The organism is Variovorax sp. GW821-FHT09D05 (assembly GCF_059416325.1).
This window is the reverse complement of the sequence record NZ_JBWKOZ010000001.1, coordinates 151,064-165,301: the sequence shown is the minus strand read 5'-3', so window position 1 is coordinate 165,301 and position 14,238 is coordinate 151,064. Positions and strand designations below refer to the sequence as shown.

Genomic DNA, 14,238 nt, shown 5'->3' with positions numbered 1-14,238 from the left:
GTTCAGCGGGGTTCAGCGGGGTGGACGGTCGTTGTCGAAACGCGTGGGACTGCTGCTGCCGACGGTGGTCACGCTCGGCGGTGCCTTGGTGTCCTTGATCTGCCGCGGCCACCAGCGCTCGATCTGGGCCTTTGCCCAATCCTTGCCGGCCAGCCCGAATGCCAGGGCCAACGCAAAAACCACGCCCGCCAGAATCACGAGGAAGCTCTCGCGCACGATGTCGCCGCCCACCTTGATCTGGTCGAGCGCGATGAGAATCACGAAGGCCATCACCGCGTACTGCGCAACCTTGCCGAAGAGCACCGCGTCCTGCATCTTCACGCCGCGGAAGTAGCTGCCCACCGCTTCGCCCACGAAGCGCGCGAAGTAGGAGCCGAAGGCCAGCACCAGCAGCGCCACGAACACGTTCGGCACGAACCAGACGATGCGGCCCAGCAGATCGGCGATGTAGCTCAGCCCCATGCCGTTGAAGGCAATGAGCAGCGAAGCCAGGATCACCAGCCAGTACGTCAGGATGCCGAACAGGCTGCTGGTGTCCCCCGCCAGCCCGCCCTGGCGCAGGAAGTTGTCGAGCCCGGCGCGTTCGGTGAGCACGTTGAAGTTGATGGCGCGCAGCGCCTTCGTCACCGCGAAGCGGGCCGCCTTGGCGACCAGCCAACCGACGAATACCACCACCAGCCCGATCAGCAGGCGCGGAATGAAGGCGCCGACCTGGTAGAGGATGGCGCGCAGCGGCTCCAGGTGAATGCCGAAATTTTCCATGGTGTGTCTTCCGGTGAAGGGGTGGCGTCGGTGGTGTCAGGCGCGGGCCGGCTGGATCAGCGCGAGCACGCCGTGCAGCGGAACCTGCGCCCATTCGATGCGGTTGCCGAGTTCGTAGCGCAGCTCGTAGAGGGCCTTGTCGAGCTCGAACAGCGAGAGCAGTTCGGCATCGAGCGGCGCGCCGTCGGGCGGCGCCAATGTGGCGCCGTAGCCGGACAGGAAGGCGGCGCGCGTCGCCCGCTCCCAGGCGATGGCCGGCGCGGCCAGCCGCTCGGCTTCGTCAGTGCTCTGGGCCACGCGGCGCAGCGCCGACCAGCGGGCGTAGTTGAACGAACGCAGCATGCTCGCCACGTCGCGCAGGGGCGAGCTCTTGGCGCGGCGCTCCTCGAAGCTGCGGGCAGGCTCGCCCTCGAAGTCGATGATGACGAAGTCGTTGTCCTTCACCAGCACCTGGCCCAGGTGGTAGTCGCCGTGGTAGCGGCTCTTGATGCCGCCGCCTTCCACCGGATGGCGCGCCTGGATACCGGCGTGCAGCGCATCGGCCGCTTCCAGCAGGTTGCGCGCATCGGCCTGCGCGGTGGACGGCAGCAGGTCGAGCCGTTCGCGCAACAGCGCGAGCGTGGTCGTGGCGTCGTTCGCCGCGTGCGTCTTGAAGCTGGCGAAGTCGGCTGCGGCCAGCGGCTCGGGGTCGAAGGCGGCCGAGCCGGTGCGCATCGCGAGCGCGCGGTGCAGCTCGGCAGTGCGCCGCCCCAGCGTGGCCATGAGTGCGAGGAAACCGCCGTGCACCGCGGACACGTCGGGCATGTCACCGTCGGTGGTGGCCACATCGCGCAGGAAGCGTTCGAGGTAGCCGAGCGTGTAGTCCCAGCCGTCACCCTGATTGGCCATGTAGCTCTGCACCATCGCGAGCGTCATCGTGCGCCCGTCGTTGGTCATGTACTCGAGCGCGCCGAGCACCGGCACGCAGTGCGGGTAGCGCGCCACCTCGGTCAGGAAGCGGCCCATCTCCAGCTCGGGGTTGATGCCTTCGCGCACGTGGCGGTAGCCCTTGAGGAACAGGGTCTCGTCCAGCGTGACCACGGTGTTGCTGCTCACGCCGCTCGGGCGGCCGACGGGCAGCGCGTCTATGTCGATGTCGGCGGCGATCTCCGCGAAGGCGGCCGTCGGCCTGAAGACCAGCTTGCCGTTCAGCGTCGGCAGCTCGGTGCCGCTTGAAATGGCACGCACCAGCGCGCGACAGAAGGCCTCGTCGTAGAAGGCATCGCCCATCAGGCCCACCTGCGCCTGCTGCCGCACCTTGGCGAGCGCGGCCTGCGCCACGCCGGCCATGCGCTCCTCATCACGCTCTTCCCAGGCCAGCGCAAGCGGCATGAAGTAGGTGGCGCCCCCGGCCGGGCCTTCGAGGTCGAGCAGCGACAGCATCCAGCTCAGGCCATTCACGTCCCACACGGCGTGGTCGAACAGCCGTGCGCGTTGGATGGCTGTGCCCTTGGAGGCGTACCAGCGCTGGATCTCGATGTGGCGCGGCAGCGTCTCCAGCTCGAACTGGTTGCGCATGCGCTCTGACATGCCGATGCGCCACGGCATCACGCGGTCGCGGAAGAAGCTGGTCCAGCCGTCGAAGAGCACCAGTGTGGGCCACTCCTGCAGCGCCACGCCCTGCTCGTGCCAGCTCGGCGCATCGGCCTCTGCCGTGAGCTTGAACCAGTAGAAGCCGTACGAGGCCAGCGTGAGCAGGTATGGCAGCTCGCCGATGGGCGGGAACGGCGCGCGGCCCAGCATCTCGATTGGCACGAAGCCCTTGAACTCCGACAGGTCGAGTTCCACCGGCTGCGCGGCGCGCGACAGGTTGAACACCGTGAGGATCACGTCGCCGTCGTACTCGCTCAGGTAGGCCAGGATCTTTCGGTTGCCCGGCTTCAGGAAGCGCCGCCTGCCGCGCCCGAAGGCATGGCTGGTCTTGCGTACGGCGAGCATGCGCTTGGTCCAGTTCAGCAGCGAGCTGCTGTCGCGCGCCTGCGTCTCGACGTTGAGCGCCTCGTAGCCGAACATCGGGTCCATGATCGGCTGCAGGTACAGGCGCTGCGGGTCGGCGCGCGAGAAGCCGGCGTTGCGGTCGGGGCTCCATTGCATGGGCGTGCGCACGCCGTTGCGGTCGCCCACGAACACGTTGTCGCCCATGCCGATCTCGTCGCCGTAGTAGATGATGGGCGAGCCCGGCATCGACAGCAGCATGCCGTTCATGAGCTTCACACGGTCGAGGTCGTTCTCCATCAGCGGCGCCAGGCGCCGACGAATGCCCAGGTTGATGCGCGCGCGCATGTCGGCCGCGTACATGGTGTACATGTAGTCGCGCTCCTTGCTGGTCACCATCTCGAGCGTGAGCTCGTCGTGGTTGCGCAGGAAGATGGCCCACTGGCAGCCCTCGGGAATGTCGGGCGTCTGCGCCATGATCTCGACGATGGGGTGCCGGTCTTCCTGCGCGATGGCCATGTACATGCGCGGCATCAACGGGAAGTGGTAGGCCATGTGGCACTCGTCGCCATCGCCGAAATACTCGCGCACGTCCTCCGGCCACATGTTGGCTTCGGCCAGCAGAAAGCGGTTCTTGTACTCGGCGTCGATGGCCGCGCGCAGCTGCTTGATCACCGCGTGGGTCTCGGGCAGGTTCTCGTTGCTGGTGCCGTCGCGCTCAACCAGGTAGGGAATGGCGTCGAGCCGGAAGCCGTCCACGCCCATGTCGAGCCAGAAGCGCATGGTCTTCAGGATCGCCTCCATCAGCTTCGGGTTGTCGAAGTTCAGGTCGGGCTGGTGGCTGAAGAAACGGTGCCAGAAGTACTGCTTGGCCACCGGGTCCCAGGTCCAGTTCGAGGTCTCGGTGTCGGTGAAGATGATCCGCGTGCCCTGGTAGAGCTGGTCGGTGTCGCTCCACACATAGAAGTCACGCTCGGGCGAACCGGGCGGCGCAAGACGCGCGGCCTTGAACCACGGGTGCTCGTTCGATGTGTGGTTGATGACCAGTTCGGTGATCACGCGCAGGCCCCGCTTGTGCGCCTCGGCCAGCATCTCGCGGAAGTCGTCGAGCGTGCCGTACTGCGGGTGCACATCTTCGTAGCCGGAGATGTCGTAGCCGTCGTCGCGCAGCGGCGAGGGATAGAACGGCATCAGCCAGATGGTGTTGACGCCCAGCTCCTTCACGTAGTCGAGCTTGGCGGTAACGCCCTTGAAGTCGCCCATGCCGTCGTTGTTGGAGTCGAAGAAGGCCTTGACGTTGAGCTGGTAGATCACCGCGTCGCGATACCACAGCGGATCGTCGCTGGTGTCGATCTCGACGGTCTCTAGTGCGATGTGGGAGACGGGTGCGTTCATGGGCAGGCGACCTCACAGGAAGTAATCGAAGTCGCGCTCGTCGCCGTGGCGGCGACGGACCACGAAGATGTGCGCGGGCACGCTGTGGGGATCGAGCCGCACGTAGTGCCAGTCGCCCTGCCAGGTGAAGCGCTGGCCGCTGAGCAGGTCGTGCATCTGGAAGCTGCGCCCGGTCGGCACGCCCACGCTGCCAGGTTCCAGCCCGAGCCAGCCCGACTGCATGTTGTGCGAATCGAGGTTGACCACGGTGACGATCACGTTGTCGCCGTCGGGCGATTCCTTGGCATAGGCCAGCAGCTGGTCGTTGTCGATGTGCAGGAAGCGCAGGCCCCTGTCCCGGTGAAGCGCCGGGTTCTCGCGGCGGATGTGGTTCACCCGCGCGATGAAGGGGGCGAGGCTTGCGGGGTCGTCGTGGTTCCAGTGGCGCAGCTGGTATTTCTCGGAATCAAGGTATTCCTCGCTGCCGGGTCCGCGCGGCAGGTGCTCGAGCAGTTCGTAGGCCGGCCCGTACATGCCGTAGTTGGCTGCAAGCGTGGCGGCCAGCACCAGCCGCGACATGAACATGGCGGGCTCGCCGGCCTGCAGCTGCTCGTGCAGGATGTCGGGCGTGTTGGGCCACGCGTTGGGGCGGAAATAGTCGACGCCGGGGCCGCTCGAGAGCTCGGTGAAGTACTCCTGCAACTCCTCCTTCGTGTTGCGCCAGGTGAAGTAGGTGTACGACTGCGAGAAGCCCAGCTTCGCGAGCCGGTGCATCACTTTCGGCCGCGTGAAGGCCTCGGCCAGGAAGATCACGTCGGGGTGCACGCGCTTCACCTCGCCGATGGCCCACTCCCAGAACGGAAAGGCCTTGGTGTGGGGGTTGTCCACGCGGAAGATGCGCACGCCCTCGCCGATCCAGTGGTCGAACACGCTCTTGAGTTCGGCCCAGAGGCCGCGCCAGTCTTCACACTCGAAGTTGAAGGGATAGATGTCCTGGTATTTCTTGGGCGGGTTCTCGGCGTACTGCACGCTGCCGTCGGGGCGCCAGCGGAACCAGTCGGGGTGCGCCTTCACGTAGGGGTGGTCGGGCGCGCACTGGAAGGCGATGTCCAGCGCGATCTCCAGGCCGTGCTCCGCCGCGCGTGCGAGCAGGTGCCTGAAGTCTTCTTCGGTACCAAGCTCCGGAAGGATCGACTTGTGCCCGCCTTCGGCCGCACCGATGGCCCACGGGCTTCCCACGTCGCCGGGGCCGGCTTCGAGCGCGTTGTTGGGGCCCTTGCGCTGCTCGCGGCCGACGGGGTGGATCGGCGGAAAGTACAGCACGTCGAAGCCCATGGCGGCGATGGCCGGCAGGCGCGCTTCCACGTCCCCGAAGGTGCCGTGTACGCCGGGCGCGGGGCCGGTCGAGCGCGGGAACAGCTCGTACCAGGTACTGAAGCGCGCGCGCTCGCGGTCGGCCACCAGCGGCAGCTCGACCGGGTGGCGCACCTGATGCCGGCGGTCTGGATGGCGACGCGCCAGCTCGGCGTACTCGTCGTCGAGCGCCAGCGCCTTCAGCGAGACGACGTCGTACGCGGGGCTGGCCGCCACGGCATCGAGCTCGGTGGCCCATCGGTTCAACGCGGTGCGGTCGGCGCCTTCGGCGCGCGCGGCGGCGGCAGCGATTTCCAGCGCACCGACCTGCGCGGCAATGCGCACGTCATCGGGGTCGACGCGCCGCGTCATCTCGCTGCGCCACGACTCGAACGGGTCCACCCAGGCGACTGCGGTGTAGACGTAGCGCCCGATCGATGGCGGTGAAAACGTGGCCTCCCACACGTCGTTGCCGAGCGGCTTCATCGGCACTTCGCGGAATGCGGCCTGGGCCTGGGCTTGGTCGTGCGCGCGCCAGCACAGCTGCACGCGCAGCACGTCGTGCCCGTCGGTGAAGCAATGAGCGCGAACCCGCACCCGCTCGCCGGCCACGCATTTCACCGGGAAGCGGCCGTTGTCCACGCACGGCAGCACGGCATCGATGACCGCGCGGACCGCGCCGTCGTCGAAGCCGATGTCGGTCCCCGCCGCCGCGGGGGGGGGCTTGGTCGAGAAAATGTTCTTCATCAGGGACGGTGCTCCAGGATCAGCGTGGACAGCGGCGGCAAGGTGATGCACACCGATTGCCTGCGGCCATGGGAACGCACGGGCGCCGCTTCGACGCCCCCGAAATTGCCCCAGCCCGCCCCGCCGAACTCCGCCGCGTCGGTGTTGATCAGCTCGCGCCAGTGGCCGCCCAGCGGCACGCCGAGCAGGTAGTTGGTGCGCGGCACCGGGGTCATGTTGCTCACCGCCAGCAAGGGCGGACTGCCGTCGCCCGCCTTGCGCAGGAAGGCGAACACGCTGGTGTCGGTGTCGTCGGCCGCGACCCACTCGAACCCCGAGGACGAGAAGTCGACCTGGTGGAGCGCGGGCGCACCGCGGTAGACGCGATTGAGCTGGGCCACGAGGCGCTGCAGGCCGCGGTGCCCTTCCTGTTCGCAGACCCACCATTCGAGCTCGCCGTCGTGCGTCCACTCGCGCCGCTGGCCGAACTCGCCACCCATGAAGAGCAGCTTCTTGCCCGGATGCGCCCACATGAAACCGTACAACGCGCGCAGGTTGGCGAACTGCTGCCAGGCGTCGCCGGGCATCTTGTTGAGCAGCGAGCCCTTGCCGTGCACCACCTCGTCGTGCGAGAGCGGCAGCACGAAGTTCTCGTGGAAGGCGTACATCAACGCAAAGGTCAGCTTGTGATGGTGGTACTTGCGGTGGACCGGGTCCTGCTTCATGTAGGCCAGCACGTCGTGCATCCAGCCCATGTTCCATTTCTCGCCGAAGCCCAGGCCGTCCATGTCGGTGGGCCGTGACACGCGCGGCCACGCGGTCGATTCCTCGGCCAACGTGATCGTGTCGGGGTACTCGCGGTACACGGCACGGTTCAGCGTCTGGAGGAAGTCGATGGCCTCCAGGTTCTCGCGGCCGCCGTGGCGGTTCGGAATCCACTCGCCGTGCTCTCGCGCGTAGTCGAGGTACAGCATCGACGCAACAGCGTCCACGCGCAGCCCGTCGAGGTGGTACAGGTTCAGCCAGAACAGCCCCGACGACACCAGGAAGCTGCGCACCTCGGGCCGGCCGTAGTTGAAGATGCTGGAGTTCCACTCCGGATGAAAGCCCTGGCGCGGATCGGCGTGTTCGTAGAGATGCGTGCCGTCGAAGTACCCGAGCCCGTGCTCGTCGGTCGGAAAGTGCGAAGGCACCCAGTCGAGCAGCACGCCAATGCCCTGCTGGTGCAGGTGGTCGACGAGGTACATGAAGTCCTGCGGCGACCCGAAGCGCGCGGTGGGCGCGAAGTAGCCGGTGGTCTGGTAGCCCCACGAACCGTAGAAGGGATGCTCGGTCACGGGCATGAGCTCCACGTGCGTGAAGCCCATCTCGTTCACGTAGGCGGCAAGCTGGTGCGCCATCTCGCGGTAGTCGAGAAACAGGCCATCGCGGCGCCGCCACGAGCCCAGGTGCACCTCGTAGACCGACATGGGGGCGTCCAGCGCATTGCGCGGCCCGCGCGTGGCCATCCACTCGGCGTCACCCCATTCGTAAGAAAGTTCGCAGATGCGCGATGCAGTGGCGGGCGGCGGCTCCGCGCTGAAGGCGACAGGGTCGGCCTTGTCGACCGTGTAGCTGCCATGGCGGGAACGGATGCGGTACTTGTACGCCTGGCCGATCGCGGCATGGGAAACCTGCCCTTGCCATATGCCCGTGCCGTCGGGACTCGGTGCCAGCGGGTCGGCGTCGCCGGACCAGTAGTTCCAGTCGCCGACCACCGAGACGGACTCCGCGTTCGGCGCCCACACCGCGAACCGGGCGCCGCCCTCTTCCAGAGGGTGGCAACCCAGCAGGTCGTACAGGCGGGAGTGGGTTCCCTCGCGGAAAAGATAAGCGTCTCGCTCGCTCTGGAGTGAATGGTTCGACTGCACCGGCGCTCCTGTTGAAGGCCTGCGGAACTGTTGTTCGAAGACCGACTTCGGTTCTCGCATGGCCTGCGTCAATTTGCAGGCGTGCGGCATGCCGCGGTTACGGTCTGCGCCGCCTCGCCGTGTCGGAGAGTTGCCCGAGTCGCCCGCCGGTGCGCACGCCGGCGGGTGATAAAAAGACAGCCCCAGGCCACGATGTGTGTTCATGACCGACCTTGATGCCCCCGCGCTCGCATTGCTCGACACCTGCTCGCAGGCTTCTCTCGCGCTTCTGGAACGAAACCTGACGCCGCACGGCATCCTCGCGGCGCTTCGGACCGAGGCCGCCGAGGCGCGGCGCTACACGCGAATCTTCGGACGCGACGCTGCGATATGCGTGATCGCGATGTGCGGCAGCGGCGTGCCCGCGCTGGAACAAGGTGCGGTGGCCAGCCTCGACGCGCTCGCGGCGCAACAGGCGGCCAACGGGCAGATTCCCAAATACGTCGACCCCGAAGGGCGCGATGCCGACTTCTGGTACCTGGGCTGCATCGACGCCACCCTATGGTGGCTGATTGCCGTGGACCACGTGCGCCGCTATGGGCAGGTCGGCCCGTCGCACTGGGCCCGCGAGGTGAGCCGCGCGGTCGACTGGCTGCTGGCGCAGGAGCACCAGCACTTCCGGCTGCTGCAGCAGAACGAAGCCAGCGACTGGGCCGACATCATGCCGCGCTCGGGCTACGTGCTGTACAGCAATGCGCTCTGGTATGAGGTCAAGCGCCGCTATGCGCTCGATCATGCCGAGGCGACGCAGCACCATTTCAACCACCTGTTCAATCCGTTCCAGCGCGACCTGCCCGAATACCACCGGGCCCGGCTGCTGCAGCACTATGCGCGCCGCGGCCGGCGCGACCCCGGCCTGTACCTCAGCTTCGTCAACCTGGCCGTGGTCGGCGACGAAGGGGACGTGTTCGGCAACGTGCTGGCCATACAGAGCGGGCTGGCCGATCCGGCCATGGCACATCGCATCGTCGACACCATCACGCAGGCGCATGCCGGCGAGCCCTACCCCGTGCGCGTGGTGCTGCATCCGCTGTCGCGCCAGCACCCGCTGTGGCGGGCCTACATGGGGCGCCATCAGCAGAACATCGTGCACCAGTACCACAACGGCGGCATCTGGCCCTTCGTGGGCGGCTTCTGGGTGATGGCGCTCGCCAGGCTGGGCTTGCATGAACAGGCCTGGTCCGAGCTCGTTCGGCTGGCGCAGGTCAACGCGCTCGACGACTGGCGTTTCACCGAGTGGTTCCACGGCCGGACGCTGGCGCCCATGGGCATGGCCGGGCAGAGCTGGAATGCCGCGACCTTCCTGCTCGCCCGGCGAGCCTTGCTGGGAGGCGAGGCGGCTTACTGACGCCCCCGCCAGGCCGGCCTAGGCGCTGCCCCATCCGCCTCCAAGGGCCTTGTACAGATTGACCGTGTTCACGGCCGCCTTGAGCTGCAGTTCGATCAGCTGCTGCTGCTCGGCATAGAGTTCGCGCTGCGCGTCCTGGCTGGAGAAGTAGTCCTCCATGCCGCTGCGAAAGCGCGTGCGCGAAATGCTGGCCACCTTCTCGAGCGCCTGCACGCGTGCCTGCTGTGCCTCGAGTTGCGGAAGCAGATGGTCGTCGGCAATCAGGGCGTTGGCGGTTTCGCGAAAAGCCACTTGCGCCGCGGATTCGTAAGAGGCCATTGCTGCCGCGAGCCGCGCTTCGTTGCCCTTGACGTTGGCCGACCGGCTCCCCCAGTCGAACAGGGGCAACGACACGCCCAGCACACCGGCCCAGCTGCTGTTGCTGCCATTCAGCAGCGTCGACAGCTCCCGGCTGACGCCGCCCGTGAGGGCCGTCAGCGAGATGGTCGGCAGCATGGCGGCCTTGGCCGCGCCCACGCCCGAATTGGCGGCTTCGACGCGCGCATAGGCCGCCAGCAGGTCGGGCCGACGCTGCAGCAGGCTGGAGGGCAACCCTGGCGCGACCTGCGCGGTGGAACGCTGCGGCCAGGGCCGGGCGGCGCCCGTGTCCGGCGGCACGGGTTGGCCCACCAGCACGTTCAGCCCCTGCAGATCCTGGGCGACGCGCATGCGGAACTCTTCCTGCCGCACGCGGGCGTTCTGCAACAGCGATTGCGCGCGATAGACGTCCAGCTGCGCAGCACCGCCGACCGCCTTGGCGCGTCCGATCATGTCGGCATTGGCGTTCAGCGCGGCCTCGTTGGTGTCGGCCAGGCTCAGCAAGGCGCGGTCTGCGCGCAACGTGAGGTAGGCATTCGACACCTCGCCCACCAGGTTCATGCGCGCTGCCGCGTAGTCCTTGTCGCCGGCCTCGGCCAGGGAGCCGCTTTGCTGCGCGCTGCTCTGCTGGCGGCCGAAGAAATCGAGCTCGTACGAGGTCACGCCGGCCTGGATGTCGAAGCTGTTGGAAACGCTCCCGTCGGACGGCAGGTTGCCGACCGGGCTGAGCGAGCCCTGCGGCGTGGTCTGCGCGCGTTGGGCATGGGCCGACAGTCCCAGTGGCGGGAACAGCGAGGCGCGGCTTCCGGCATACACAGCCCGCGCTTCGCGTGCCTTCGCGGCATAGACGCGCAGGTCGCGGTTGCGATCCAGCGCGGTTGCTATCAGCCCTCGCAGCTCGTCGTCCTGCACGAAGCCGCGCCAGTCCACTGGATCCGCGGCGGGCCGCGTCGCGCCGGCCGGCCATTGCGAAGGCATCGACAGGTCGGGCTGCTTGAGCGGCGGCGTGAAATTGCATCCGCTCACCACCAGCAGGATGCACACCGCCAGCACCAGCAGGAACAGCCGCAGGCTCAGGCGCACGAACCCTGCTCCGGGCGACCGGAAGCCCGCGCTCGCGAGCAGCGCCGACGCGGCCCGCCATGGCCGCACCTGAACGGCAACGTGGCTCGGAGGCACATTGAACACGTGGCTCACCAGGTGCTCGCGCTGCGCCTCGGTGCCGGCAAACCGCAGTTCGGCGCCGGCACGGCTGCGGCCGGCAAGTCGGGCCGGTAGCCAGCCGACGGGGTCGATGTAGACCTCCAGCAGCTGCCCGATGTGCAGGCGCTTGAACAATCCACCACCCTCCATCAGTGCGCCGTCCGAAGCGATGTTGACGAAGCGCGAATCGCCCTCTCCCGCCGCGGTGCGGATACGGGTGCGAGCGCGCCAGGGGAAGCGCTCCTCCTGCTCCGGCCGGGGCAGGTCGATGCAGGCGATGAGCGCACCCAGGCAGAGGATCAGCGCAATGCCGGTCCACACGAGATTGAGCTCGTCGCCGGGCGTGAGCGCCGCACCGCGCATCACGGCCGATGCGCCCCCGCCCTGCAGCGCAACCAGCAGCCCGCCGAACACGGCGACCAGCTTCCAGTGCACGACGGTCCTGGTGCGATCGAGCCCCTTGGCCGTCACCTTGAATGGGCGACCGAAGGGCCGCAGCATCGCGCTGGCCAGCGTGCCGGTGACGGCCATCGCCGCCACGAGCTGGCTCACCTCGCTGAACACGGGCAGACAGCGCCGCTGGCTGATCCAGTAGCTGTAGGCCCAGAACATCATGAGCGGCGGCAGCCCGTAGGCGGCGAAGGCCTGCGGCGTGGCGTGAAAGACCGAGACGCCGGCATACCAGTACAACACCGGCGCCAGCACAATCAACGCCATGAAAGGCTTGCCGAGCCAATGCAGCACCCCGTGCAGAAAGTGCAGCCGCGCCGAGAGGCTGTAGCCGCTGCCGCGCAACGGCCCTTCGGGCAGCAACGCGAGCTGCACCGTGCCCAGGCACCAGCGGCTGCGCTGGTTGATGTAGTCGACGATGCTCTCGGCCGACAACCCGTTCGACAGCCGCTCGCCCAGCCAGCGCGTGACGTGGCCGTGCCGCAGCAGCAGGTAGGTGGTGTGGATGTCTTCGCACACGCTGCCAACCGGAAAGCCGCCCGCGGCGGTGATCAGGTCGCGCCGCACGATGAAAGACGTGCCCACGCAGAAGGCGGAATCCGCCGCGTCCTTCGCCGGCTGCAGCACGTCGAAGAACACGCGCTGCTCGTCGACCCAGCTGTCGGTGGCGCGCAAGTTGTGCTGGATGGGGTCGGCGTTGTAGTAGAACTGCGGCGTCTGCACCAGCCCGACACGGCGGTCCCCGAACAGCCCGAGCATGCGGTAGACGATCTCGCGCTGCGGCGCGAAGTCTGCGTCGAGCACAAGGATGTAGGGCGCATTGGTCACGTCCGCCGACAGGCGCAGCCCGTTGTTCAGGTTGCCGGCCTTCGCGTGGCTGTTGTCGGGCCGCCGCGCATAGTGCACGCCGCGGCGCTCGCAATAGTCGCGCAGCCAGTCGCGCCGGGTGTCGTCGAGCACCCAGACCTTCAGCCGCGGGTAGTCGATGGCCTGGGCGGCAATGATGGTCTTCTCCAGCACGGCCAGCTCTTCGTTGTAGGTGCAGATGAAGACGTCCACCGCCGGCACCTGCCCGCCGCGAGCACGCAGCAGGGCCTCTCCCCGGTCGGCCAATGACTGGTTGTCGCGACGCTTCACCAGCATGTGGATGGACATCAGCGTGTAGACGATGGCGGTCATCTCGAAGCAAAGGAACACCCAGGCGAACAGTGTTTCGAAACCGAGGTCCGAAGGCGGCATGGTGGCGACCACGCGCCAGGCTGCGTACCGCAGCAGCAGCAGCGCGGTCAGCGCGCCGAACAGCGCGCGATGGGTGATGCGATCGACCCTGGCCCAGGTCATCAGGAGCAACGCGAGCCCCGCGACGAGTGCGTTGAGCTGGAATTCCGGTGTGGCGATCAGGCTGGACATGATGGAATGACTCCCGGTGCGGCGGTCTTGCCGGTGAAGGGGTTGAAACCCGTGGCAGCCAGGGCGATCCACGCAGTGGCCCCCAGGTGCGGCCAGCGGTAGTAATAGAAGTCCGCGCCGGCCGAGTCGGGGCCGATGGCCAGGCCGGTGGAAATGCGCGAACTCGGCGTTGCGTAGTACAGGCCGTTGCCGGCGCGTTGCGATGCGAGCAATTGCCACAGCGCCTCGGGCGCCGCGCCTGTGCGCGCCACCAGCGTGGCGGCGGCCTGCGCGCTGCCTTCGGTCCAGATGCCGTCGGGATTGCGAGAGAAGCCGTAGCCCGCCTCGAAGCGATGGTGCTTCTCCACCCATTCGAGCCCGCGGGCCCAGGCACAGGAACCCTCGGGCGCTGCCAGCAGCGGCCACAGTTGCGCATCCAGGCCCGAGCTCTCGGTGGAGATGGTCGCGCCGTCTTCCTTGGTGCCGATGTTGAAACGCTGCTCCGACGGATTCCACATGCGTCCCACGAAGTCGAGCGCTGTGCGCGCCTGTCGTTGCTCCGGCCCGCCCTGCTGGCCGGCGGCACGCGCAGCCCAGGCGGCTGCCATGGCGATGTCGATGTTGTGCTCGGTGGACTTCCAGGTCTGGGCGCGCTGCGCGTTGTCCCAACCGTAGCGCCCGCCGTTGTAGCCATCCACGCCGTTCGTGGCGCGCGTGTTCTGCTCGGTCCAGGCCAGCAGCTTGCGTGCGGTCGCCAGATAGGCCGGCGACGGCTCGGCCTGGAACAGGTTCAGCATGAGCAACGCGGCCCAGGCCACGTTGCCGGTGGCGGTGCTCACCTGGTAAGCGTCGGCAATCCACTGCTTGCGGCCCGCGTCCCAGCGGCCGGGCAGCGCGGGCTTTTCTTCGGTGACAGGCCCGGCACGATAGGCGTTGCGCACGCGCCCGTCGGTGAAGTTCTGGTCGTGCGCAACGGCGCGCACCACGGCATCGCCGATGCGCCTGGCGGCGGCACGGTCGCCGCAGGCCAGCAGCGCGATGCCGGCCAATGCGTTGTCGTAGGTGAAGGCGGCGCCCGCCAGCGCGGGCTCGAACGGCGGCTCGCCCTGTCCGGCATCCGTCGGCCTGTAGCTGTTGAGGAACAACGGCCCCGACGCGACGCCCGCCTGGTCGTGCGCGACCGCGCGCCGCAACCCGTCGCAGCTGTCACGTGCGAGCGCCTGCTGCGTGGCGCCGGGCTGGGCCGCCGAAGTTGCCGCTGCCGCGCAGGCCAGCGCCATCGATGCGACGGTGCACCGCATGCACCGCATCCATGCGCGGGAAAAAACAGAGATCGGCATGTCGTTCTCTTGA

7 protein-coding genes are annotated in these 14,238 nt (G+C 67.8%); 1 reads left to right on the top strand and 6 read right to left on the bottom strand.

What is annotated here, in order from left to right:
* Positions 1–12: 12 nt before the first annotated feature.
* From AC07O3_RS00720 to glgB, 4 genes are read right to left on the bottom strand one after another with little or no spacing between them, the layout of a single operon-like run.
* Positions 13–762 carry a mechanosensitive ion channel family protein gene (locus AC07O3_RS00720; RefSeq protein ID WP_495338337.1) on the bottom strand — a complete coding sequence of 250 codons (750 nt, stop codon included), beginning with the start codon at positions 760–762 and terminating at the stop codon, positions 13–15.
* Positions 763–798: 36 nt separating this feature from the next.
* Entirely contained in the window at positions 799–4,131 is a 3,333-nt protein-coding gene (treS, locus tag AC07O3_RS00715; RefSeq protein ID WP_495338336.1) for a maltose alpha-D-glucosyltransferase, read from the bottom strand.
* Positions 4,132–4,143: 12 nt separating this feature from the next.
* Positions 4,144–6,210 (bottom strand): alpha-1,4-glucan--maltose-1-phosphate maltosyltransferase, encoded by a 2,067-nt coding sequence (locus AC07O3_RS00710; RefSeq protein ID WP_495338335.1) that lies wholly within the window; start codon positions 6,208–6,210, stop codon positions 4,144–4,146.
* Complete coding sequence (gene glgB, locus AC07O3_RS00705; RefSeq protein ID WP_495338334.1) at positions 6,210–8,099, bottom strand: 1,4-alpha-glucan branching protein GlgB; 1,890 nt, start codon at positions 8,097–8,099, stop codon at positions 6,210–6,212. The genes AC07O3_RS00710 and glgB overlap by 1 nt, the downstream gene beginning before the upstream one ends.
* A 202-nt stretch (positions 8,100–8,301) precedes the next feature.
* On the opposite strand from glgB, the gene AC07O3_RS00700 reads away from it, so the two are divergent.
* Positions 8,302–9,486, top strand: a complete 1,185-nt coding sequence (locus tag AC07O3_RS00700) for an amylo-alpha-1,6-glucosidase (RefSeq protein WP_495338333.1) — start codon at positions 8,302–8,304, stop codon at positions 9,484–9,486.
* 18 nt (positions 9,487–9,504) lie between these two features.
* On the opposite strand, the gene AC07O3_RS00695 is transcribed toward AC07O3_RS00700, so the two are convergent.
* Positions 9,505–12,906: an efflux transporter outer membrane subunit gene (locus AC07O3_RS00695; RefSeq protein ID WP_495338332.1), complete on the bottom strand. Its 3,402-nt coding sequence runs from the start codon at positions 12,904–12,906 to the stop codon at positions 9,505–9,507.
* Positions 12,894–14,186 (bottom strand): hypothetical protein, encoded by a 1,293-nt coding sequence (locus AC07O3_RS00690; protein ID WP_495338331.1) that lies wholly within the window; start codon positions 14,184–14,186, stop codon positions 12,894–12,896. Before AC07O3_RS00690 ends, AC07O3_RS00695 begins: the two co-directional genes overlap by 13 nt.
* Between the last annotated feature and the right edge of the window lie 52 nt (positions 14,187–14,238).